The sequence below is a fragment of the Acinetobacter sp. YH12252 genome, from assembly GCF_013417365.1.
GTDB classification, from domain to species: Bacteria; Pseudomonadota; Gammaproteobacteria; order Pseudomonadales; family Moraxellaceae; genus Acinetobacter; species Acinetobacter towneri.
Genome location: NZ_VPEA01000003.1, coordinates 183171 through 206614, shown reverse-complemented (window position 1 = coordinate 206614; position 23444 = coordinate 183171). Strand labels below are relative to the sequence as shown.

Sequence of the window (23444 nt, the reverse complement as noted above, 5' to 3'; positions counted from 1 at the left end):
GCATTCTAAATCACTGTTCTTTCGCTTAAAGGCATTACAGCGTAAAATACGCGTTTGTGTTTTGGTTAGGAAGCGTATTCTGTGCAGAGTCATTTAAATGTAGACCACCTCGTTTTGGCGCGTGATCGTCATCGTTTAAATCGACTACGAAAAGGCAAAGATGCCAATCCAAAGCAATATCAGGAATTATTTGAAAAATCTAATTTAAAAGTGTTGGAGCGTGCACAGCGCATTCCCAACATTAAGTTGAATCAAGATTTACCTGTGACTCAATCTGCCGAACAGTTGATTACTGCAATTCAGCAACATCAGGTCATTATTGTGGCGGGTGAAACAGGTTCAGGGAAAACTACACAGTTACCACAAATTGCAATGTTGGCAGGTCGTGGTTTAACGGGGTTAATTGGTCATACTCAGCCACGACGTCTTGCTGCGCGTAGTGTATCGCAGCGTATTGCCGAAGAAGTTGGCGAAAAGTTAGGTGAGTCCATCAGCTTTAAAGTTCGTTTTAATGAACAGGGTTCGCAAGATTCAATTGTCCGTTTAATGACCGATGGTATTTTGTTAGCAGAGCTTGCCAATGATCGTTATTTAAATAAATACGACACCATTATTATAGATGAAGCGCATGAGCGTTCTTTAAATATTGACTTCATTATGGGCTATTTAAAGCAACTTTTGCCACGTCGCCCTGATTTAAAAGTCATCATCACTTCTGCAACTTTAGATGTGCAGCGTTTTAGTAACTATTTTAACGGCGCACCTATTTTTGAGGTCGAAGGTCGAAGCTATCCTGTCGAAGTACGTTATCGTCCAATTTCTGAATTAAGCATTGGTGGTAGTGATGATGATGAGTTTGATGACTTTGAAGAAAACTTGCCACGCGCAGTGGTGCAAGCGGTAGAAGAATGCTTTGCCGATGCACAGGAAAAAGGTCATCCTGAACATGCCGATATTCTAATTTTTGCCAGTACTGAACAGGAAATTCGGGAGCTGCAAGAAACCTTGCATAAGCATGGACCGCGTCATACTGAAATTTTACCGTTGTATGCGCGTTTGGCTTTGGCGGAACAACAAAAAATTTTTAATCCTTCAGGTGGTGGTCGTCGCATTATTATTGCCACCAACGTCGCTGAAACCGCACTCACTGTACCCAATATCCGCTATGTGATTGATAGCGGTTTTGCACGTATTTCACGTTATAACTATCGCTCACGGGTGCAGCGTTTACCGATTGAAGCAGTATCTCAGGCAGCAGCGAATCAGCGTAAAGGACGTTGTGGTCGTATTGCACCAGGCGTTTGTATTCGCCTGTATTCAGAAGAAGATTTTTTAAGTCGCCCAGAGTTTACTGAACCTGAAATTAAACGCACCAACTTGGCATCGGTCATTTTACAAATGCAAAGTTTGGGCTTGGGTACGCTCGAAGATTTTGATTTTATTGAGCCGCCAGATCATCGTTTAGTCAATGATGGTCGTAAGCTGTTGATTGAACTGGGTGCGATGATTGAGAAGGGTAAAGCCCCTCTTTTAGACGGAATGAGTAGCTCTGCGACGCAAAAGGGAGACAATCATCCGAATAATTCCACTAAATCCACCGCTAATAAAGGCGAGCTTCAAGGCAGCAGCTTAACCAAAATTGGTCAGCAAATGGCAAAAATGCCGATTGATCCAAGACTGGCACGTATGATTTTAGGCGGTGCGCATTTTGGGGTGTTAAATGAAGTCCTGATTATTGTAGCGGCATTGGCGGTACAAGACCCGCGTGAACGTCCTGCAGACAAACAAATGCAAGCCGATCAAAAACATGCTTTGTTCCGTGAAGCAGATTCTGACTTTTTATTCTATTTAAAATTGTGGGAAACTTTACACGAAAACCGTGATGGCATGAGTGAAAACAAACGTCGTACTTTTGCCCGTCAGCATTTTTTAAGTTGGTTGCGTTTACGTGAATGGAAGAAAACTCATGAACAATTGGTGGATTTGGCGCGTGGCTTAAAACTGTCGTTTAATGAGAAAAAAGCCAGTTATGAAAATCTGCATCGGGCGTTATTAACAGGGTTGCTTTCTTTTATTGCCAATAAAACCGATGAGCGCAATGTGTTTATGGCAGTACGCCAACAAAAAGCACGAATTTTCCCTGCATCGACTTTGCATAAAACCAATACACCGTGGGTCATGGCATTTGAGATGGTAGAAACTTCGCAAGTGTATCTACGCACCTTGGCAAAAATTGAACCTGAATGGATTTTATTGGCTGCACGTGATTTGCTGAAGCATCACTATTTTGAACCACATTGGTCTAAAAAAGCAGGCGTGGTGAATGCCTATGATCAAATTTCGCTGTTTGGTCTAATTATCGAGCCGAAACGTCCTGTCAATTACGAAAAGGTCGATCAGGAAGCCGCCCATGAAATATTCTTACGTGATGCTTTAACCACAGGCAACTTGGGCATTACCCCACCATTTTTAAAACACAACCTGCTTAAACTGGAAGAAGTGGAACGGGTTGAAGATAAATTACGTCGTCGTGATTTAGTTGTTGATGAAGAAACTATTTATCAATTTTATGCCGCCAAAGTACCTGCAGAAGTTGCAAGCCGTCGTTCCTTTGAAGATTGGCGTGCCACAGTAGAGCCGCAAAATCCACGTTATTTATTTGTGGAAGATGATGCACTTTGGCTGAATGATCGTCCGACCACGCAGCAATTTCCTGACTATTTGCGTAATGGTGAGCTGCGCTTGGCGGCCAGTTACCGTTTTGACCCCAGCCATGATGAAGATGGCGCAACCGTTAAAATTCCAGTGCAAGCGTTGGCACAGGTCGATGAAAATATCTGGTCGTGGGGTGTTCTGGGTTGGCGTGAAAATTTAATTGAAGCCTTGCTCAAGACTTTGCCTAAAGATAAGCGTCGTCATTTGGTGCCTATTCCAGACACAGCTCGAAAGTTGCTACAACGTGTTGATGCGGTAAATTTACGCGAGCACATTTTTAGCTTTTTGGCATTTCAATTACGTGCTGAACACATCACCGAAAAAGACTTTAGCTTTGAGCGGGTAGATGCGTATTTATTGCCGTTCATTAAAGTGCTAGATGAAAAAGGGCGGGTGATTGAGCAAGGTCGTGATTTATCTGAATTAAAAGCGCGTTGCCATACCGAAACGCATAGTCCTGTAAAGCAGGTGCACGGAGAATTTCAAACTTTTCCTGAACGATTTGTATTTGAAGCTTCGCAAAAAGTTACGGGCGTAGTGGTTAAGCAATATCAGGCGTTGGTACCAAGCAAAACATTTGCAGAGCTTTTACCAAAAGATGAATCGGGTGTGGTGATTCAAACCTTTAATGATCAGAGTGAGGCGATTCGTCAGCACCGTGAAGGCGTGATTCGTTTGCTATATGTGCAATTGGGTGATTTATCACGCCAATTGAAAAAACAAATTGATAAACCCTTGGCTTTGGCGTATTCGCCTTTGGGTGATAAAGCTCAACTTGAGCAAATGTTGATCTATGCAACATTGCAAAGCATTATTGGTGACTTACCAGTCAACTTGGAAGAGTTTCAAAAGTTGCAGCTTGAGGTAAAAAAGACTTTCCTCAGTCATGGTCAAACCACGCTGCGTATCTTTAATGAAATTTATATTGCTTGGCAAGACATCCGCCGTCAGCTCCTTATGCTAGATGAAGCCGTGTTTGCCAAAAATATGGATGATATTGAAGATCAGCTGGACTTAATGCATCTGGCAGACTTTGTGTATAGCAAGCCTGTAGAGGTGTGGAGCGAATATCCGCGCTATTTGAAAGCGTTGTTATTACGTTTAGACCGCTTACCCAACAACTTGCAAAGAGACGATGCTGCCATCGCCCAAATTGACCCTTGGATGGACAAATTGTTTAAACACAAACAAGATGCCCGACTCAAGGAATTGTACTTTATGGTGGAAGAATTACGCATATCGCTGTTCTCTCAACCCATGAAAACCAAAATGCCAATTTCTGCAACTCGGCTGCAAAAAGTATGGGAAAAGCTCGGAATCAGTTAAGATATTAGTAATTTCTAGAAGGAGTTTTACATGGGCATTCGCATTACAGGTACTGGTCTTTATCACCCAGAAGATGTTATTACCAATGAAGAGTTGGTCGAAAGTTTAAATGCTTATGTGGAACAGTATAATCAGCTCAATGCTGACAAAATTGCAGCAGATGAGCTTGAAGAACGTCGTGGCTCAAGTGCTGACTTTATCGAAAAAGCCTCTGGGGTAAAACGCCGTTACGTGTCAGAAAAAACAGGTATTCTGGACATTAACCGTTTACGTCCAAATTTGCGTGAACGCGGGGATGATGAAATTTCGCTACAAGCAGAATGGGGTGTAATTGCTGCAAAACAAGCCATGCAAAATGCAGGCGTGACCGCAGAAGATATTGATGTGGTGATTTTGTCTTGCTCAAACTTGCAGCGTGCTTATCCTGCGGTGGCGATTGAAATTCAAACTGCACTTGGTATTCAAGGTTATGCCTATGACATGAACGTGGCATGTTCTGCTGCGACTTTCGGCATTAAGCAAGCGCATGATGCGATTAAAGCAGGTGCGCGCCGCGTACTGTTGGTGAATGTCGAAATTACCTCAGGTCATAACGATTTCCGTTCACGTGACTGCCACTTTATTTTTGGTGATGTAGCAACCGCTTCAATTTTGGAAGACACTGAAACCAAAGCAGGTTTTGAAATTTTGGACATGAACCTGTTTACTCAGTTCTCGAATAATATCCGTAATAATTTCGGTTTTTTAAACTTAAGTGAAAATGCAGATATTGACGATAAACGCTTCCATCAAGATGGTCGCAAAGTCTTTAAAGAAGTTTGCCCCTTAGTTGCCAAAATGATTACTGCGCAATTAGAAAAGAATCAGATTGCGCCAACCGAGGTGAAGCGTTTCTGGTTGCACCAAGCCAATGCCAGCATGAACGAACTCATTTTGAAATTGGTGGTTGGTAAAGAAGCAGCACAACCAGGTTTAGTACCTATTATTTTAGATGAGTTTGCCAATACTTCTTCGGCAGGGGTAATTATCGCTTTACACCGTACTGCACACGAAGTCGAAAACGGTGAATATGGTGTCTTGTGTTCATTTGGCGCAGGCTATTCAGTTGGCGCGATTTTGGTACAAAAACGTGATGCTGCATAAGCTTTGCCAAACCGTATAAGATCAGCAAACGCCTAAGTACAGGTATCAAAAAGTTCCTTCTCCTTCGGGAGAAGGCTTGGATCATCCGCGATATTCTCTTCACACAGACACATACAGAATAAAAACATCGAAAAACTTTATGAAAAATAATGCTTAGGTTAAGATGGAGCATCTTTTAATAGACCTATTTTGAAAACCTATGCAACCATTTGTTCTATATAACTCAGAGCAACGAAAAAAAGTTAAATTTGTTCCGCGTAAAGAAGGACATATCGACATGTATGTCTGTGGCATGACGGTTTATGATTACTGTCATATCGGGCATGCGCGGGTTATGGTTGCATTTGACTACATCATTCGCTTTTTGCGCAGTCAAGGTTGGAATGTGAAATATGTCCGCAACATTACCGACATTGACGACAAAATTATTAAACGTGCCAATGAAAATGGCGAGAGCATTCAAGCTTTAACAGATCGTTTTATTCAAGCCATGAATGAAGATGCGGCAAACTTAGGCTGTGTTGAACCTGATGCTGCACCACGTGCCACTGAATATATTGATCAAATGCAAAATATGATTGGTAATTTGGTCAATAAAGGCACAGCTTATCCTGCAAGTAATGGCGATGTTTATTTTCAGGTTGAAAAATTTGACAAATATGGCCGTCTTTCAGGTCGCAAGCTAGAAGACATGCAGGCGGGCGCGTCTGAGCGTGTTGATGTTGAAGTCGACAAAAAGCATCCATTTGACTTTGTTTTGTGGAAACATGCCAAAGAAAATGAACCATCTTGGGCTTCGCCGTGGGGCAATGGACGTCCGGGTTGGCACATTGAATGTTCTGCGATGTCGACTTGCTGCTTAGGTAATCATTTTGATATTCATGGTGGTGGTTCAGACTTAATGTTCCCACACCATGAAAATGAAATTGCCCAGTCTGAAGCATCAACAGGTGAGCAGTATGTAAATTACTGGATGCACGTTGGCTTTATTAATGTCGATGGCGAAAAAATGTCGAAGTCATTGGGTAACTTCTTCACCATTCGTGATGTGATGGAAAAATTCCATCCTGAAGTGATCCGCTACTTTATTGTGTCATCGCATTATCGTAGCCCTGTAAACTTCTCCGATGTAGCACTCAAAGAAGCCAAAACCGCATTATCACGTTTCTATCACTCATTTAAAGCTTATCAACAAGCGTACGGTACGCAAACAGTTGAGCAGTTAGATGAGGCTTTGGTGGAACGTTTTAATGCCGCAATGCGAGACGACTTTAATACAGCCGAAGCAATTGCAGTTCTGTTTGAAGTGAATAAAGAGCTGAACCGTTCAGTAAAAGAGCAGCAGGCAGATCAGGCGGCGGTGTACTATTCGACTTTGCGTCATTTGACCAATATTTTAGGTTTGGTGCAGCATGATGTCGATGAATTCCTGAAGTCTGATATTGGTCAGGACGCTTTAGGTTTATCTGAACAAGCCATTGCAGACTTCATTCAGCAACGTCAGGATGCCAAAAAAGCCAAAGATTTCGCCCGTGCTGATGAAATTCGTCAGTCTTTGCTCGATCAAGGTGTGGTCTTGGAAGATACCCGTCAAGGTACAGTATGGCGTCGTGCTGATTAATTGAGCACTTGGGAGCATAGAGAGTTGACAGTTGTATGAAATTCTCTATAATTCACTTCCATATTGCGGGAATAGCTCAGTTGGTAGAGCACAACCTTGCCAAGGTTGGGGTCGCGAGTTCGAGTCTCGTTTCCCGCTCCAAAATTTTAAAAAACGCTTATCGAAAGATAAGCGTTTTTTTATGGCTGTTTGTTACAGCTTGCTTGCAGTCAGCTTTATAGATGGGTTTGATCCATAATTTTTAGAGCATTTTCGTTGAAATATGCTTCTGAGCTAGTTCTATCTTTAGCTTTATCTGCAACTTTGAATCAATAAAATAAATAGCCTAAGCTCAAATATGATTGTTTTTCATTTGAAACTCGAGTCAAAAAGCGAGTTAATTAAAACAGCATACAAAAATGCGTTAAAACAAAAAACACACGCAGAATCAAAGTGTAGAATTGCATAGATATGCTAAAATTGCGAAAATTAAATGTGCTTCAATAAATCGCTTTTATTGAGGTGTAGAAAATACTCAATTTAAGTTGAACGTTGAATGCCAAACATGTCAAATACCATGGATTTCCAATCTGTAGCCTTAGACACTTTAAGAATAGAAGAACAAGCATTACAAGTCTTGGCGACGCAAATTGATCAGCGTTTTAGCCGTGCCTGCGAAATCATGTTGCATTGCAAAGGGCGTGTTGTGGTCACAGGTATGGGAAAATCAGGTCATATTGGTCGTAAAATGGCTGCGACGTTTGCCTCTACAGGCACGCCGTCTTTCTTTATGCACCCGGGTGAAGCAGGGCATGGTGATTTGGGAATGTTGGTACGGGGTGATGTTTTAATTGCTATTTCCAACTCCGGCAAAAGTGATGAAATTATGATGTTGATGCCACTCATCAAACATCTGGAAGTTCCTCTAATCACAATTAGCGGTGATGATCGCGGGCCGATGCCACAAAATGCTGATGTCGCTTTAACATTAGGCAATATTCAGGAAGCTTGTCCACTTGGTTTAGCACCAACCTCAAGTACGACTGCAACCTTGGCATTAGGTGATGCATTGGCTGTAGCGTTACTTGATGCACGTGGTTTTACTGCCGATGATTTTGCTCGTTCACATCCTGCAGGCGCTTTGGGTAAGCGCCTGTTATTGCATGTGAAACATTTGATGCATACCGGTACAGAATTACCTAAAGTTGCACCAGATACACCAATGAACAAAGTGTTATACGAAATTTCAAACAAACGTCTAGGTTTAACCACAATTGTCGATGAAAATGACGTCTTGTTAGGCATTTTCACCGATGGTGATTTACGACGTTTAATTGATAAACAACAGGGCTTTGATGTGAATTTACAAGTTGGGCAAGTGATGACTCAACATCCTGCAACGATTTCACAAGAAGCACGTGCAGTTGAAGCTTTAGAGCAATTACGTGACCGTAAAATCAATCAGTTTGTGGTGGTGGATGATGCCAATAAAGTCATTGGTGTGATCAGTATGCATGACTTGATTCAAGCAGGGGTAAACTAAACAATGGCATCTTATATTTTATTAGAGCAAGCGCGTCATATTGAAGCTTTGGTTTTAGATGTCGATGGAATTCTAAGTGATGGTTTTGTCACCTTAACCAACAGCGGTGATGAAATTAAATCATTCGATATTCGTGATGGTTTAGGTATGAAACTGGTGCAACAAGCAGGTGTTAAAGTCATTATCATCACGGGTCGTAAAAGTAATATTGTAGAAAAACGCATGTCCGATTTAGGTGTAGATTTGGTCTACCAAGGACGTGAAGATAAAGGCACTGCATTGCAGGAAGCCTGTGCCAAGTTAGGTTTATCACCTGCAGATTGTCTCTATATGGGCGATGACTGGCCTGATCTTTCAGCGTTTTCGATTGCAGGGATGAAAGTCACAGTGCCAAATGGACATATTGAAGTGCGTCGTCGTGCCGATTTAGTTACACAGGCCATGGGTGGGCGCGGTGCGGTACGTGAAATCTGCGATATGATTTTAACCGCCAAAGGTGTGTACCAAAGCTTACTTGAAAAATATCTCAGCATCCCTCATTAATTAAGTCATACATTCAAAGGTTTGAGTTACAGCCCCACTTATGGATACTAAAGTTTTATACGTTACTGCGATTGCAATTGCAGCTGTAAGTGGTGGTTATTACTATTACAGCGGTAAAGGCAAAAAACTGGAAACTGACGCTGCTCGCTCTATGACTTATAGTGCAGAGCAAATTCATCTGACCCAAACAGATGAGCAGGGCAATTTATATGTGCGTGCGCAAATTGACCGTTTAGAGCAAGACATGCAGCAAAAAACCTCTAAGCTGGAAAATTTGAATGCCTCTATGTATAAAGCGGGCGCGGTGGATGCCACTTTTTTTGCTAAACAGGCACAAGGTTTTAATGACAATGAAAAGGTTGTGTTGTCAGATCAAGTGCTAGCAACCAAGTTACTCGCTCAAGGCAAACTGACGCTTGAAACAGTCGAGTTGAATGTGTTTCCTAAAACACGTGAAATCAGTACCGAAAAACAAGTGACTGTACAATCTCCACAGGCTGATTTTATCAGTCAGGGCTTAAAAGCCAATTTAAATGACGGGCAATACGAATTTTTTAATATTCGAGGAAAGTATGAACCATAAATCTAAGCTTACAGCTCCTAAAGCGTTGATAAAACAAGCAGCACTTGTGGGCTTGGCGGTGCTTTCATCGGCAGGTGCATGGGCAATTCCGTCAGACCGCAGTCAGCCTATTACTTTATTGGCAGACCGTGCGACCTTTAGTGAACGTACTGGCGTCACCACTTATACAGGCAATGTGGTGATTGAACAGGGCACCATGAAACTGCAGGCAGATTCGATTGTTGCTAATCTGAACAGCAAAAAAGAAATTAGTGTCATTACGGCAACGGGCAGACCTGCGCAATTCCAGCAAAAGACTGATCCAGCCAAAGGGCTTGCCAAAGGTCAGGCGCAAAAGATTGTTTACAATGCTGAAACAGGCATTATCACCTTAACGGGTGGCGCACTTTTAGAGCAAGATGGAGCCAGTATTCGTGGTAATACCTTGCGTTATAGTATGAACAAAGGCGATGTTGAAGCGATTGGTACACCGAACAAAACTGGTTCTGAAGCGGGTCGTGTAAAAATTGTGATTCCACCATCAAGTTCAAAATCATTCCCGGGAGCGCGTGATTAATGGATCAAACGAGCGCAGCACAGGACAGCGTCCAGCACGGTCAGCAGACTTTGTGTATTAAGCATTTAGCCAAAAACTATAATAAGCGCTGGGTGGTTAAAGACGTTTCATTTGAAATGAAAAGTGGTGAAATTGTCGGGTTACTTGGGCCGAACGGTGCGGGTAAAACCACCAGTTTCTACATGGTTGTGGGTTTGGTGCGTATGGATAAAGGCGAAATCCATTTAGATCAACTGGATTTATCTGACCTTGCCATGCATGAACGTGCGCGTAAGGGGATTGGTTATTTACCGCAAGAAGCCTCTATTTTCAGAAAGCTGACCATCGCTGAAAATATTATGGCTATTTTAGAAACCCGCAAAGATTTAAATAAACAGCAACGTCAGCAGCGTTTATCAGAATTGCTGGCAGATTTTAAAATCACGCATATTAAAGATTCATTAGGGATGAGTGTGTCGGGTGGCGAACGCCGTCGTGCAGAAATTGCCCGTGCTTTGGCAGCAGACCCTAAATTTATGTTGTTAGATGAGCCTTTTGCAGGGGTCGATCCTATTTCTGTCGGTGATATTAAAGATATCATTCGTACCTTAAAAGATCGTGACATTGGCGTATTAATTACCGACCATAACGTCCGTGATACTTTAGCCATTTGTGAACGTGCTTATATTGTTAGCGAAGGTTCAGTCATTGCAGAGGGTACACCGCAAGAAATTCTGGAAAATGAAATTGTGCGTGAAGTTTATTTGGGTGAAGACTTTTTTGTTTAAAGCTTGAATGTTCTAACCGTTATTGGTTTTCGTATGCTTACTGCATAAGTTGTAGAACAGAAAGTCGTGTAAACATTATTTAACCTTCTATACCTTTGAGGATAGAAGGTTTTTTCATGGTGGTTATCAGTCCAAATAAGCTATAACTCTAAATACGTTAGAGCGCTAAACACGTTATAATTATCAAGTTTTTATTTAACTGGTTGATTGATCTGGAGTGTTATGCCATTTACCATTGCTGCGCCCATCACTTTTGAAGAAGAAATTAAAAAAAGTCGATTTCAGGCAATTGCTGTGCCTGTAGATAATGAGCAAGCGGTAAAAACTTTTTTGGAACAGCAGCGTGATTCATCTACCACACATCAATGTTGGGCATGGAAAATCGGGCATCAATTACGTTTTAATGATGATGGCGAACCTTCAGGTACGGCAGGACGTCCTATTTTAGCCACGATTGAAGGCAATGAGTTGACTAATGTTTTGGTGTTGGTGAATCGTTGGTACGGCGGCATTAAATTGGGCACAGGCGGCTTGGTACGTGCCTATGGGGGATGTGCAGGGCAATGTTTGGCTCTAGCAGAAAAAATAGAACTGATTGAAAAAAAGACCGTGCAATTTTCCTGTCATTTTAATGAGTGGGCAATTTTACAATACGAGCTAAATAGTCAGCAGATTGAGTACAGCGAAGACTACACCGCCGAAGGCGTGTTGGTAAAGGCATTCATGCAAGTCGATCAAATAGACCCTTTAAAACTAAAATTACAAGATATTAGCCGTGGGCGTGAACAACTCAAAATCCTTGAGGATGATCAAGATGACTGAAGCAAATTCACCTGATCCATTATCGAAGTACCGTGAGCAGCATAAACACCGTTTAAACTACATGCCGTGGTTATATTGGTCATTAAAACCTAAACATCGTGTATGGGCAGAAGCTTGGCAGCAGGAATATCAAGCTTATTTAATGGCAATGGAAACGGTGGAGATTGGCAAAAACTGTTTTATTTCCCCTTTGGCACATATTTTTGCAGAGCCGGGGCGTAAAATCAGTATTGGCGATAATACCTTTATTGCAGCCGATTGTACTTTGCATGGCCCTTTAGAAATTGGCAATGAAGTCGCGATTAATCACCACTGTATTTTAGATGGTGGCAGAGTTGGAATTAAGCTTCATGATCAGGTGCGTATCGCAGCATATTGTCATTTATATGCATTTGATCATGGCATGGCTTTGGATCAGCCCATTTATCAGCAAGCGGTGCGTTCACAGGGCATTGAAGTTGGTAAGGATGTTTGGTTAGGTGCGCATGTTGGTGTTAAAGATGGGGTGAAGATTGCGGCACATGCAGTCGTTGGTATGAATAGCATGGTCACCAAAGATGTTCAGGAGCGGGAAATTGTGGTAGGAAACCCTGCAAAATTGATTCGTTATCGTGAGTAAATACGATGCAGCAAGGCTAAATCTTTAAACTTCATTACATTTTTTCATGTCCCTGCAACACGAGTTGTGTTAAGTTAAAAATAACAACTAAAAAATAGCCTGCAAAAGGCAGTAAGAGAGGCAATAATGAAACGTGTAATTGCTTGTATTGATTCTTCGCCTTGTATTAATGCGCTTGCTGAAGCTGCTGCGTGGATTGCAACACAAACTCAACGTGAATTGGTGTTATTACAAGTTTTGGATTATTACCCCGCCAGTTATCATTTGGGGGAAATTAGTGGCGTGATTGGTTTTGAAAGTAATGCGATGTTACTCAAAGAATTAGCTGAGTTGGAACAAAAACAAAGTGAATTAGCACTCGACTATAGCAACAATTTATTGCAGCACATTTCCAATATGATTCAGGAAAAATATGAAATTGTACCTACTCAAATTCAAGAAAAAGGCGATTTTCTAGAACAAAGCTTCAGTGTGTTGAATGAAGACGATATTGTGGTGATTGGACGCGTGGGCGAAAAATCTGCTGAACGCAATAAGGCTTTAGGGAGTAATGTCGAAAACTTTATTCGTGGTGCAAATTGTACCGTGATGACTGTGGGAGAGCATTTTAAAGCACCAACCCGCTTTATTTTTGCTTATGAATATTCCCCAACTTGCATCAAAATGATGAAGCGAATTGCACAAAGTGATTTGCTTAAATTACTGCAATGTCATTTGCTTTATGTGGGCGATCATCCTGAAGTTTTAAATGAACCTGCAGATTTTTTAACAGCAGCGGGTTTAGATGTGGTGGTTGAATATCGTTATGGTGATGTAGCTGAAAATATTTTAGATTATCAACGTGAACATGGTATCCAGTTGATTGTACTAGGGGCATTTAGCCACAGTAAAATTCATCAATTTTTCTTGGGAAGCATTACCACCAATATTTTCCGTAACTCAACTGTTCCTTTGTTGGTGGCAAAGTAAAAATCGTAAATGATTCAAAAAAGATCATTTCAAAAGATTGTTTAGTTGAACTGATGTAAATGCTTGCTGACTGTCCATGGTTATCCGCATAATTTGTGGATAACTGTATGGACAGTATATGTAACATTATAATATATAATGTAAAATTGCTTTAGGTTGTTTTTTAACCTTGTGTGGACTTTACTTTACAATCGCTAAAGCAAAGCCATCATGTCCTTTGCTGCCTACAGTTTGTAATGCTGTGCACGATAAAATTCGCGAATGATTTTGCATGGCTTTGAACATGTCACGAATCCCTTCAATGCTTGGTTTGTGATTGTCAGGATTTAAAATTTCCCCTGCACGAATTACATTGTCTAAAAAGATAATTGTACCTGAGCGTGAAAGTTTAAGACTCAGTTCCAAATATTCAGGATAGCTTTGTTTGTCGGCATCAATAAAAATAAAATCAAAAGCTTCAGTATCTTCTGGCAGAGCTTTTAGAATTTCTGCAGCACGACCAACTTTTAATTCAACCTTTTGTTTTAATTGAGCGCGGTCAATATTTTCCTGTCCCAAAGCTGCATGGGTATCACGTCCTTCAATCGTGAGTATATAACCATCTTCAGGCAGCGCACGTGCTAGCCACATTGTGCTATAAGCTGCGAATGTGCCCAATTCCAACACACGTTTGCATTGATTCATTTGAATGAGCATTTGTAGCAACATGCCCTGATTTGCCGCAACTGCAAGGTGATCTGGAAAACCTTTGGCATCGGTATTTTCTAAAGTTTGCGTCAAAACTGGGTCTTCGGGAATTAAATGTGATTCGATATAGTGATCGATATCCGTCCACATTTGTTGCATAGCGTGCTCACCTTTGTTGCGATGTGTGCATTGTAAACTTTTCTGCTCAGAGTGCAATTTATTCGCGGAATGGAGCAGGTGATAATCTATTTCGCAATAAAAAAAGAGGTCAATTTGACCTCTTTAGGATTTAATTCTAAACAACACTGAATTAGAAATTACACATAGATGAATGGCGGCTTAAATCTGGCCCCCAAGTTCGATAACCTTGTGTATCAATATGAATTTGTCCTGAAGCGTATAAGCCTAAGCCCATGTTTAAACTTTGACCATATTGCTGCCAGAACTGACACAGTCTGTATTTGGTACTTTCAATATAGGCATAGTCTTCGGCATTCGGGAATTGTGGCCCAATTCTAAAATCAATGGCTGAGTTAAATAAGTGACGCGATGAGTTCGCACCACCTGCACATTGATTCAGTGGTAAATCTCGATAGACAGAAGTGACTTCAAAATCAGTTAAGACTTTAGAGGCGACCAAATATTTAAATACACGCAAGGTAGGCACCTGATTTTGCCACAATTCACGACTTGGAATCATAAATTGCGAACGTCCACAGCGTTGCCAGTCACGTGCGGTACGCATTAATTCAAAACTTGGAATAATATTGCCAACACCGTTGTGTTCCAAGAAGCGTTCATATTCACGAACTTGGCGTAAATTGTCACTCACTGCCACCCATGCATTATACGAATAAGGCACAATTTTAGGTGCTACCTGACGCTCATAGGTGATTTTTTCTTGAGGAATGAAAATTCGTTTTCCATCGGGCGTGGTGATCGTTGTTGTTCTGTTTGGGGTTGAACTACAGGCAACCAAGATAACGGGAACAATGCTGAACGAAAACAGCGCCTTGAAAAATTTCTTCATTAGGCAAATCAGATATTTATTTAAAGTGGCAGTATTCTAATCGAAAATGCTGGTTAAAATTTGAAAATATTGCAATCAAATGTGTGTTTTAGGTATAAAAAAAGATCAGCACAGGACTGATCTTTTTCACAACAAGACGAACTTACTTTTCTAAGTATTGTAATTTGTCTGGTTTTCCATTCCATTCTTCACGATCAGCAGGTTGATCGCCAATTTGTGTAATGTTTGGCCAAGTCTGTGAAAGTTCAGCATTTAGCTCGATAAACACTTCCTGACCTTCTGGTAATTCATCTTCAGAGAAAATAGCGTTGGCAGGACACTCTGGTTCACATAATGCACAGTCGATACATTCGTCTGGATTAATGACAAGGAAGTTCGGACCCTCGTAGAAGCAGTCTACAGGACAAACTTCAACGCAGTCTTGATATTTACATTTAATACAGTTTTCAGTGACAACAAATGTCATGGCGACAGCTACCTAAAAATATGGTTCTAATTCAGAATAGTCTATTTTAGGCAAAAATCACTACAACTAACAATCGCTTTTACTGATATTTGATATAGACAGTGCTGCTAAATTTGATAAAAGGGGGATAAAATCATCAAAAAAACTTATAAATGACAAAGACTCTCAATTGAGAGTCTTTGTTTAGCTCAAATATTTTAGAAATAACAGCGGCTAAGCGTTCAATTGTTCCTTTAAAGCATACAATTGTTCCAGCGCTTGTCGTGGCGTTAAATTATCGACATCTATACTGCGTAATAAATCTAAAGCAGGTGATGGTTTTTCTACCTCTATTACACGTTCAATCATTTCTGGTTCAGCTGAGCTTGTTGCTGGTGCAAATAGGTCATCTTGAACGGCTAAATTGACATTTTTGTGCTGCTGTTTTTCTAAAATTCTTAAACGGTTTTGCGCTTCTTTAATCACATTGGCTGGAATGCCTGCCAATTTTGCCACTTGCAAACCGTGACTTTGGCTTGCAGGACCTTGTTGAACTTTGTGCAAGAGAATCAGGTTGCCATTCATTTCTTTGGCGGTTACGTGGTAGTTATCCACCCCAGATTCTTTGCTTAATTCGGTCAATTCAAAATAATGCGTTGCAAATAGGCATAAACATTTGATGCGTTTGCTTAAATCCAACACACATGCCCATGCCAAAGATAAGCCATCGTAGGTACTGGTTCCGCGACCAACTTCATCCATCAGCACCAAAGACTGTGAGGTTGCATGGTGTAAAATTTGTGAAGTCTCAGTCATTTCGACCATAAAGGTCGATTTACCTGTCGATAAATCATCGGCAGAACCAATACGGGTAAACACGCGATCAATAGGACCTAATACGGCTGTTTGGGCAGGCACATAACTACCACAATAGCCAAGTAGGGCAATGAGTGCGGTTTGACGCATATACGTTGATTTACCGCCCATATTCGGGCCAGTAATAATTGCCAAACGATGATTGTAGTCGAGTAAAGTATCATTCGGTGTAAAGGCGGTTTTACTCAAGGCCTCAACAACAGGATGACGTCCTGCAGTAATTTTAATTCCAATTTCAGGGCTATATTCAGGGCGTGCCCAATTGCGTAAACGTGCTTGATGGGCAAAGTTTGCCAATAGATCAATTTGTGCAATCGCGCTGCTCATCATTTGTAATTGAGCAATGTCTTGGCGTAATTCATCCAATAGCATTTCAAATAGCATCTTTTCACGGGCTAAAGCACGGGACTCGCTAGACAGGACTTTATCTTCAAAACTTTTTAGCTCTGGGGTGATGTAGCGTTCTGCATTTTTTAAAGTTTGACGACGGATATAGTGTTCAGGTGCTTGCTCGGCTTGGGCGCGAGTGAGTTCAATGTAGTAACCACTGACACGGTTGTAGCCAATTTTTAACGTTGGGATACCGCTTTCTTGGCGCTCTTTGACTTCTAAATCAATCAGGAATTGCCCCGCATGATCACGGATTTTGCGTAGTTCATCGAGTTCACTGTCAAAACCCTCTGCAATGACATTGCCATCACGCAATAGTACAGGTGGGTTTTCTACAATTGCCTGCATCAGCCGTTGATGCAGTCCATGAAAATCGCCCAGTTCTTCATTCAGGTTTTGAATGAGTGCGGATTGTTGTGCAGAAACAATGGGCTGTAAGGCATGACGCAAATAGGGAATTTGCGCACAGGCCTGACGTAGTTGTACCAAATCACGTGGGCGTGCGCTACCGAGTGCGACACGACTCAGCACACGTTCAATATCACTAATTTCTTTCAGTACCAAACGCACAGGCGACTCATGGTAACCTTGTATTAAGGCTTGAATTGCATCCAGTCTTGCATCTAACAATGCCGTGTCACGCAAAGGTTGCATCAAGGTACGACTCAGTAAACGGCTACCCATGGCAGTTTGGCAATCGTTAATCAGTTGGAATAAAGAAGTGCCGTGTTCAAATAATGGTTCAACCAATTCCAAATTACGTCGGGTCACAGGATCAAGTGCAATAAAATTGCTGCTTTGTTCTAATTGAATACTGCGAATATGTGGTAAAGCCGTTTTTTGGGTTTCTTTGGCGTAGTGTATTAACGCTGCCGCTGCTGCTTTGGCTAAGGGCAAATGATCAATACCAAAACCTGAAAGTGTCGATACAGCAAACTGATCACAAAGCGTTTTTTGCGCATTGTTTAGGTTGAAATCGACATTTGGGCGTTTGGTCACAGGGCAGTCAAGTTGCTTTTTAACCTGTTCAATAATATTCGGATCGACAATATCTTCATCGACCACAATTTCGCTTGGCATTAAACGAGAAAGTTCAATCGCGAGTTGTTCAGGCAAATAATCCATTTGCTGAACTTTAAAAATCCCTGCACTTAAATCCAGCAACGCGATACCAATTTGGTTTTGCTGTAAGCATAAAGAGACCAAGTTGGAAGATTGATGACTGTTGAGCAGGGCATCATCGGTGAGCGTACCAGGGGTGATAATCCGTACCACTCCACGCTCTACAGGACCTTTGCCTGTTACCTCGCCAATTTGCTCACAAATTACCACGGTTTCGCCTTTTTTAACCAAGCGAGCGAGATAACCTTCAGCAGCATGATATGGCACGCCCGCCATTGGAATAGGTTTGCCACTAGTTTTACCACGGTGGGTGAGGGTAATGCCTAAAAGTTTGGCAGCTTTGTGTGCATCATCAAAAAATAATTCGTAGAAATCGCCCATGCGATAGAACATTAAAGAATGTGGATGTTCCATCTTCACCCGTAAGTATTGCTGCATCATTGGAGTGTGTGAAGATAGATCAGCCATGATTTCTGTCATGTTCATGCAGTTGAAGTCCTTTAATTTGAAGCGTAATTTAAGTGTAAGTATGTGACTAGCTTATTTTACGCCATCTTAGTCAAATTAGTGAACCTGCATGTCATTGTTGCTCGCTCTCTAACGAGTCGAACATCGAGCGGTTTAAGCTTTTAAATGGATAATATTCAATTGATCGGGTGTGTTAGTGAGCACACAGCCATAAAAAATATCGCCCATAAAATCTAAACCCACAGTTTCAAAAATGATATCGCATAGCTCAAAGAGCTTAGCTGTTGAAAATGTATGATTTGCGAAGTTAAAAGTGAAAATTATTGTGTCATTTGGCTGAATTTTACTGAGTTTTTCGTGTAATTCATCGTTATAAAAAGCATCGAAATTTGATTGTTTTCTATGGATTCATTTAGAAAGTAGTGCATGTTGTAACATTATGCTTTGCATGGTCTTATTTCTAGCTAAAAGCCGTACTTTGGAAAAACTTCATCACAATCAAAGTAAAAAAAGCCATCATCTTTTCAGATCATGGCAAGCTATTATTCAAACTCAAGCTATGTAGAATTTAAAAATTCAAACTATATGACACGCCCAAAATATTTTGGCTCATGCTTAAATTGGCTTCGCCACCACCAAAATCAGCGGGGATAGAGTTGTTACCTTGCACTGTTTCTTTGAGTGCGTGTGTATAAGCCACACTTACATTTTGTTGATCATCGAGTTGCCAAGTTGCACCAACACTTAAATGCTCTTGTACCACACCTGGTGCCAAAATATTTAGGAAGGTTTGATCATTTTTAACAGGCTGATCGTTATAGCTATAACCCGCACGTAAAGTCAGTTTTTCTGAGGCTTGATAAGTCGCTGAAATTTTATAGACATTGATGTCATCCCATCCAAAACCAGGACCTTGTGTTGTGCCAAATTTATTGTTTGCGAATAATTGATCCAGTTTATTGCCAACAGAATCTACATCTGAATAATTAATGCGTAAGTAATCTGTCGCGACTGATAAAGCAGGGGTAAGTTGATAATTTAAACCTACACCATAGCTTTCAGGTACGTCAAAATCACCTTGTTTGGCAAATAAACCTTCATATTTCTTAAAGCGGCTGGCATTAATTTTAGATGAATAGCTTGCACCAAGGGTCAGTTTCTCATTTGGTTTTGCAGACCAGCCAATACGTGCACCTACACCGTATGAATCGTCATTGCCACGGTCGCTAATTGCTGCATCGTTGGACGAAGCACCACCAAATACATCACCAGCAAAACCTTGTGCGCTAAAACGTTGATATAAAATATTTGCAGCCAAAGCTATAGATTGATTTTCTGCATATTTGCAAGATAAAGCAGGTGAAATAAAGGCTTGGGTTAATGAAATACCTGCGCTTCCTGTATTATCATAAACTGCATAAGGATTATTTTTATAATTGGTATTCATGCCACCATTGCCATAAACCGCAATACCCGCAGTGACTTGTTCATTCACTGGGTGAACATAACCTACATCTGGAATTACAAAGTATTTACGGCTATTGCCATCATACTGACCATTTGCTCCATAACCATTTCCTGTAATTTCAGACTCACGATCTGGAGAGAAAATAGTTAAACCTGCATCAACACGCTTATCTAACCAGCTCAAACCCGCTGGGTTGCTTGCAATAGTCAGACTGTCCTGAAAATTGGCAATGGCTGTGCCTGCATTTCCTTGAGATTTCGCACTATATGCATGCATGAAATATCCTGTTGTTGCAAAAGCAGATGTTGAAAACAAAGGTGCGATAACAGCAATTGAGATAAAAGAAGATAGATATTTCATGAGAATATAGATCGAGTAAAAACAATATATGCGGCAGTATATTGAAAAGTTATATTCTTGTATTTGAATATAAATTCATATCTTTATTATATTTTTGAATATAGAGCTATGAAAACAGCAAGGGTATTCATTCTATATGTATATCAAAATGATGCTTCAAATCTTTTGACCAAAGAAGCTCCCTTGGGAGCTTCTTTATTGATTTACATTGCTTTAATTCATCATCATAAAGTGCTTTATGCCAAATTTTCTAACACAAATTGTGGCGATTTAATAAATAATCGAATTAATGCTTGAGCAGAACTCGAGGGTTGACGAACACCACGTTCCCAACTTTCTAAAGTTCGGGCAGAGATACACAATTTTGCCGCAAGTTCAGTTTGTGAAATATTCATTTTTTGCCGAACTTTAATGATCTGTTGTGCTAAATCCAAACAAGCCGTTTGCTCTACAGTATGATTCACATGATTATGACTGTGTTGAAGCAGATGCATAGTTATCTCCTCCTTAGGGTCGAATAAACAAGTCAATGAGTTATTAAAATAAGTATTGTCCTACAGCTGCATAAATTTGATACTGCAAAATTTACACTTTAGAGTGAAGCAAAGATGGCAACACTGTAAGAAATGATAAGAAAATTCAAGAGTCAAAGTGGGGCGGGGCACGACCTTGTGGCAGAACAAAAAGCGGCTCAGTTTGAAATAGTGTTGGTGTAAACGATGTTTTAAAAGACAAAACCCGAATTTGCGTTCGGACTAAAATTGGTCTGATTTTGTTTTCAAATAATGGTAGTGCAAAACTATAAACTAGACAGTATTCACATTCATGATCTGTATGCGCCGCATCTTCAGATGATGCATGTTCGTGTGAACTTTCAAGTCCGAATGCAACATGAGTCGCAGTTTCATGGTGTGTAGATGAATACGAAGAATGGGGTGCGGTGCGTTCTAAAAATAATGCTTGGGCAATAGTTTCACAGACAGAGGAAAAATGTTGTTTCTCTGGTAATAAAGGCTGTAGGAACACAGCGACTTGTAACAAGATTGCAAATAATCCTAGCAATCTGCCCCACATCATAAACACTGTATCAATCTTTTATTCAATTTATTCATGTAATACTATAACAAAAATGACAATGATAAATATTGAAGTATTACACGAAGTTTTAATTAATATTTAACCTAATATTGAGCGTTATTTAAGCATTCAACAGACCCTAGTATCATCTTGTAAAAGAAACTGTCGGAAAACCTGCTTCCAGCCAAGCTTGCATACCACCTTGCATTGAATAGACTTTCTCGAAACCCATTCTTTGTAAGGCTTGAGTGGCAAGTGCAGAACGCGCACCAGTACCACAAAGTAAGTAAATATCTCGTTCAGCCAGATTGGTAAGAGCACGTTCAACATCGCAATAGTGGTTTACTACAGGGTGTTGTGCAATTTTCATTTCTAACATGCCGCGTGGAAAATTCACTGCACGGTCTATTGCACAAGCCTGATGTTCTTCAGGTTCTCGTACATCAATCAAAATAATATCGGGATGTTGCAAATATTTTTCATGCAATTCTTGCACGCTAATTTCTGTAATTTCACTTTTGGCTTCAGTGATTAGTTGATCTGGTGTTTTCATTCATCCACACTCATTTATTTTGAGTTTATATAATATAATATTATATATTTAATAAGATTTTATTATTGTTAGGAAATGTGTCTGATCGAATATCGTTGTGATTTTCTATAAAAACATTTTAAATCAGGTGTTTAAATCCTAATAAAATTTAAGTCATCAATTGATCAAAAAGTCATATCTTATTCAACTATAAGGTATATACTAGATCTAACACTTTTGTTCGATTGTTCAGGGGACGTCAAATGCCTGCAAGATTTTTTGGAATTTTTCTGGGTTTAATTGCAGCGGTATTAATCATTGGTGGATTATTCATCAATATGATCAGTGGTGAAGCTACCGTCGTGGAATACTGGATTTTATTGTTGCTTCCATGTTTTGGTATTCCAATTTTGTCTGCAGTGTGCCTAAAAGAAATAGACTAAGCACAAAAGTATAAGTTTTCTTTACATTAAAATTGATAGATGATTCATCGCATTTAATTTTAATGATCCAAAAGCCCATGCGATCATGGGTTTTTGTGTTTACAGCAAAACAGTTGGTTTTGAGTTTTATTTGAATATTTGCAAAGCAGCGTTGCAGAATTGGGCTGTTCAGCAGCCTAGTCATAGTTAAATGCTATTAAAATCTAAAGACAATATTTAAGTTTAATAACATGTAAGCATTCCATTATCAGGTATTGCCAATCAATGTTCATTTTGGCGTAGGTCATCTGCAAAAAATTCAAGAGATTTTACGATCTTATACCTATAGGCGTATTTTAACTATTGCCACTGCAGGGCAAAAAGCCGCAGGCGAGCGTTTATTGGCACTAATCCAAGACATGGCTGTAGCGGTCTATCCTCATGCGGTGATGCATGTGCCAAAAGAAGTTGCCGATCAAGCCATTCAAGATGTGCAGCGTTTAAAGGTCGATTGCTGTTTGGCACTCGGCGGTGGCTCTGCGATTGGTTTAGCCAAAGCGATTGCCTTAGAAACTCATTTGCCGATTATTGCAATTCCGACCACTTATGCAGGTAGTGAAATGACAGCGGTGTATGGCATCACCGAAAACCAGCTGAAAACCACAGGCAAAGCAGCTCAAGTTTTGCCTAAAGTAGTGATTTATGATCCTGAATTGACACTCAACTTACCCACTGAAATTTCGGCATGTTCGGGCATGAATGCGATGGTACATGCAGTTGAGGCATTATATGCACAGGATAAAAATCCCATTGTAAGTTTAATGGCGCTAGAGGCGATTACTCAACTGGCACAGGCTTTACCTGAAATTGTGCAAGCGCCTCATAATATGCAGGCACGTGAACACGCTTTATATGGTGCATGGTTGGCTGGTGTGTGTTTGGGTTCGGTGGGGATGGCAATTCATCATAAAATTTGCCATAGCTTAGGTGGACGTTATCAGTTGCCACATGCGCAAACCCACGCCATTGTGTTGGCGTATTCAGTGTATTACAACCGACATGCAGATATTGCTGCAATGAATCAACTGGCAGCGGCTTTAAATGTGTCAGATCGGGAACAGTTGGGCTTGGCGATTTATCAGCTTAACCAAAGATTGAATATTCCAATGGCACTTAAAGATTTAGGATTACCCGAAACAGCACCTGCCCAAGTGGCACGTATTATCTGCGATAGTCCATATTATAATCCACGCGAATATGACTATGCCGAATTAGAGGCCTTATTGACCAAAGCTTATTGGGGACAAGCACCAATCTAATACTGCTGAGAAATAGCATGATAGATAAAAAACCGAAGCCACTTAGACTTCGGTTTTTTATT

General features: G+C 40.6%; 21 protein-coding genes and 1 tRNA gene. 14 read left to right on the top strand and 8 right to left on the bottom strand.

The window, feature by feature from the left end; translation table 11 throughout:
- Nucleotides 1-81: 81 nt before the first annotated feature.
- The 12 genes from FTV28_RS04790 (at nt 82) to FTV28_RS04735 (ending at nt 13186) form a co-directional block, all read left to right on the top strand.
- Nucleotides 82-4041, top strand: coding sequence for a DUF3418 domain-containing protein (locus FTV28_RS04790; protein ID WP_179989567.1), 3960 nt, complete (start codon nt 82-84; stop codon nt 4039-4041).
- Between the two features lie 30 nt (nt 4042-4071).
- A complete protein-coding gene (locus FTV28_RS04785; RefSeq protein WP_179989565.1) occupies nt 4072-5184 on the top strand; it encodes a beta-ketoacyl-ACP synthase III in 1113 nt (370 codons plus the stop codon).
- A gap of 199 nt (nt 5185-5383) precedes the next feature.
- The gene (gene cysS, locus FTV28_RS04780; RefSeq protein ID WP_179989563.1) at nt 5384-6805 is read left to right on the top strand and encodes a cysteine--tRNA ligase; all 1422 of its coding nucleotides are present in this window, start codon (nt 5384-5386) and stop codon (nt 6803-6805) included.
- Nucleotides 6806-6870: 65 nt separating this feature from the next.
- Nucleotides 6871-6946: transfer RNA gene (locus tag FTV28_RS04775), tRNA-Gly, on the top strand.
- Between the two features lie 403 nt (nt 6947-7349).
- Nucleotides 7350-8327 (top strand): SIS domain-containing protein, encoded by a 978-nt coding sequence (locus tag FTV28_RS04770; RefSeq protein ID WP_179989561.1) that lies wholly within the window; start codon nt 7350-7352, stop codon nt 8325-8327.
- Between the two features lie 3 nt (nt 8328-8330).
- Nucleotides 8331-8870, top strand: a complete 540-nt coding sequence (locus FTV28_RS04765; RefSeq protein WP_004973069.1) for an HAD family hydrolase — start codon at nt 8331-8333, stop codon at nt 8868-8870.
- A 40-nt stretch (nt 8871-8910) separates the two neighbouring features.
- A complete protein-coding gene (gene lptC / locus FTV28_RS04760) occupies nt 8911-9453 on the top strand; it encodes an LPS export ABC transporter periplasmic protein LptC (RefSeq protein WP_004973071.1) in 543 nt (180 codons plus the stop codon).
- Nucleotides 9443-10009, top strand: a complete 567-nt coding sequence (lptA, locus tag FTV28_RS04755; RefSeq protein ID WP_004973072.1) for a lipopolysaccharide transport periplasmic protein LptA — start codon at nt 9443-9445, stop codon at nt 10007-10009. The genes lptC and lptA overlap by 11 nt, the downstream gene beginning before the upstream one ends.
- Nucleotides 10009-10776, top strand: coding sequence for an LPS export ABC transporter ATP-binding protein (gene lptB / locus FTV28_RS04750; protein ID WP_004973074.1), 768 nt, complete (start codon nt 10009-10011; stop codon nt 10774-10776). The genes lptA and lptB overlap by 1 nt, the downstream gene beginning before the upstream one ends.
- A gap of 222 nt (nt 10777-10998) precedes the next feature.
- Nucleotides 10999-11598: a YigZ family protein gene (locus FTV28_RS04745; protein ID WP_096900925.1), complete on the top strand. Its 600-nt coding sequence runs from the start codon at nt 10999-11001 to the stop codon at nt 11596-11598.
- Nucleotides 11591-12217, top strand: coding sequence for a DapH/DapD/GlmU-related protein (locus tag FTV28_RS04740; protein WP_096900924.1), 627 nt, complete (start codon nt 11591-11593; stop codon nt 12215-12217). Before FTV28_RS04745 ends, FTV28_RS04740 begins: the two co-directional genes overlap by 8 nt.
- A 126-nt stretch (nt 12218-12343) precedes the next feature.
- On the top strand, nt 12344-13186 hold the full coding sequence (locus tag FTV28_RS04735; RefSeq protein WP_154320670.1) for a universal stress protein: 843 nt from the start codon (nt 12344-12346) through the stop codon (nt 13184-13186).
- 180 nt (nt 13187-13366) lie between these two features.
- On the opposite strand, the gene FTV28_RS04730 is transcribed toward FTV28_RS04735, so the two are convergent.
- The 8 genes from FTV28_RS04730 to FTV28_RS04695 form a co-directional block, all read right to left on the bottom strand.
- Nucleotides 13367-14032, bottom strand: a complete 666-nt coding sequence (locus tag FTV28_RS04730; RefSeq protein WP_136144534.1) for an O-methyltransferase — start codon at nt 14030-14032, stop codon at nt 13367-13369.
- 151 nt (nt 14033-14183) lie between these two features.
- Nucleotides 14184-14903 (bottom strand): D-Ala-D-Ala carboxypeptidase family metallohydrolase, encoded by a 720-nt coding sequence (locus FTV28_RS04725; RefSeq protein WP_004973092.1) that lies wholly within the window; start codon nt 14901-14903, stop codon nt 14184-14186.
- A gap of 142 nt (nt 14904-15045) precedes the next feature.
- Nucleotides 15046-15369, bottom strand: coding sequence for a ferredoxin FdxA (gene fdxA / locus FTV28_RS04720; RefSeq protein WP_004973093.1), 324 nt, complete (start codon nt 15367-15369; stop codon nt 15046-15048).
- 213 nt (nt 15370-15582) lie between these two features.
- Nucleotides 15583-18222, bottom strand: coding sequence for a DNA mismatch repair protein MutS (mutS, locus tag FTV28_RS04715; protein ID WP_179989559.1), 2640 nt, complete (start codon nt 18220-18222; stop codon nt 15583-15585).
- A 550-nt stretch (nt 18223-18772) separates the two neighbouring features.
- Nucleotides 18773-20032 (bottom strand): OmpP1/FadL family transporter, encoded by a 1260-nt coding sequence (locus tag FTV28_RS04710; RefSeq protein ID WP_179989557.1) that lies wholly within the window; start codon nt 20030-20032, stop codon nt 18773-18775.
- Between the two features lie 236 nt (nt 20033-20268).
- Entirely contained in the window at nt 20269-20526 is a 258-nt protein-coding gene (locus FTV28_RS04705; protein WP_004973099.1) for a DNA-binding transcriptional regulator, read from the bottom strand.
- 145 nt (nt 20527-20671) lie between these two features.
- The gene (locus FTV28_RS04700) at nt 20672-21106 is read right to left on the bottom strand and encodes a DUF2946 domain-containing protein (protein ID WP_154321263.1); all 435 of its coding nucleotides are present in this window, start codon (nt 21104-21106) and stop codon (nt 20672-20674) included.
- A 148-nt stretch (nt 21107-21254) separates the two neighbouring features.
- Nucleotides 21255-21662 carry a rhodanese-like domain-containing protein gene (locus FTV28_RS04695; protein WP_096900921.1) on the bottom strand — a complete coding sequence of 136 codons (408 nt, stop codon included), beginning with the start codon at nt 21660-21662 and terminating at the stop codon, nt 21255-21257.
- Between the two features lie 242 nt (nt 21663-21904).
- Here FTV28_RS04695 and FTV28_RS04690 point away from each other — a divergent pair, with 242 nt between their 5' ends.
- Entirely contained in the window at nt 21905-22084 is a 180-nt protein-coding gene (locus tag FTV28_RS04690) for a hypothetical protein (protein WP_004973110.1), read from the top strand.
- A 254-nt stretch (nt 22085-22338) separates the two neighbouring features.
- Nucleotides 22339-23382, top strand: coding sequence for a maleylacetate reductase (locus FTV28_RS04685; protein WP_257222797.1), 1044 nt, complete (start codon nt 22339-22341; stop codon nt 23380-23382).
- Nucleotides 23383-23444: the final 62 nt, after the last annotated feature.

What these genes read in the sequence shown, in the direction of transcription:
- FTV28_RS04785 (WP_179989565.1), top strand. Translation starts at nt 4,072, where the DNA reads ATGGGCATTCGCATTACAGGTACTGGTCTTTATCACCCAGAAGATGTT.
- cysS (WP_179989563.1), top strand. Translation starts at nt 5,384, where the DNA reads ATGCAACCATTTGTTCTATATAACTCAGAGCAACGAAAAAAAGTTAAA.
- FTV28_RS04770 (WP_179989561.1), top strand. Translation starts at nt 7,350, where the DNA reads ATGTCAAATACCATGGATTTCCAATCTGTAGCCTTAGACACTTTAAGA.
- FTV28_RS04765 (WP_004973069.1), top strand. Translation starts at nt 8,331, where the DNA reads ATGGCATCTTATATTTTATTAGAGCAAGCGCGTCATATTGAAGCTTTG.
- lptC (WP_004973071.1), top strand. Translation starts at nt 8,911, where the DNA reads ATGGATACTAAAGTTTTATACGTTACTGCGATTGCAATTGCAGCTGTA.
- lptA (WP_004973072.1), top strand. Translation starts at nt 9,443, where the DNA reads ATGAACCATAAATCTAAGCTTACAGCTCCTAAAGCGTTGATAAAACAA.
- lptB (WP_004973074.1), top strand. Translation starts at nt 10,009, where the DNA reads ATGGATCAAACGAGCGCAGCACAGGACAGCGTCCAGCACGGTCAGCAG.
- FTV28_RS04745 (WP_096900925.1), top strand. Translation starts at nt 10,999, where the DNA reads ATGCCATTTACCATTGCTGCGCCCATCACTTTTGAAGAAGAAATTAAA.
- FTV28_RS04740 (WP_096900924.1), top strand. Translation starts at nt 11,591, where the DNA reads ATGACTGAAGCAAATTCACCTGATCCATTATCGAAGTACCGTGAGCAG.
- FTV28_RS04735 (WP_154320670.1), top strand. Translation starts at nt 12,344, where the DNA reads ATGAAACGTGTAATTGCTTGTATTGATTCTTCGCCTTGTATTAATGCG.
- FTV28_RS04730 (WP_136144534.1), bottom strand. Translation starts at nt 14,032, where the DNA reads ATGCAACAAATGTGGACGGATATCGATCACTATATCGAATCACATTTA.
- FTV28_RS04725 (WP_004973092.1), bottom strand. Translation starts at nt 14,903, where the DNA reads ATGAAGAAATTTTTCAAGGCGCTGTTTTCGTTCAGCATTGTTCCCGTT.
- fdxA (WP_004973093.1), bottom strand. Translation starts at nt 15,369, where the DNA reads ATGACATTTGTTGTCACTGAAAACTGTATTAAATGTAAATATCAAGAC.
- mutS (WP_179989559.1), bottom strand. Translation starts at nt 18,222, where the DNA reads ATGAACATGACAGAAATCATGGCTGATCTATCTTCACACACTCCAATG.
- FTV28_RS04710 (WP_179989557.1), bottom strand. Translation starts at nt 20,032, where the DNA reads ATGAAATATCTATCTTCTTTTATCTCAATTGCTGTTATCGCACCTTTG.
- FTV28_RS04705 (WP_004973099.1), bottom strand. Translation starts at nt 20,526, where the DNA reads ATGCATCTGCTTCAACACAGTCATAATCATGTGAATCATACTGTAGAG.
- FTV28_RS04700 (WP_154321263.1), bottom strand. Translation starts at nt 21,106, where the DNA reads ATGTGGGGCAGATTGCTAGGATTATTTGCAATCTTGTTACAAGTCGCT.
- FTV28_RS04695 (WP_096900921.1), bottom strand. Translation starts at nt 21,662, where the DNA reads ATGAAAACACCAGATCAACTAATCACTGAAGCCAAAAGTGAAATTACA.
- FTV28_RS04690 (WP_004973110.1), top strand. Translation starts at nt 21,905, where the DNA reads ATGCCTGCAAGATTTTTTGGAATTTTTCTGGGTTTAATTGCAGCGGTA.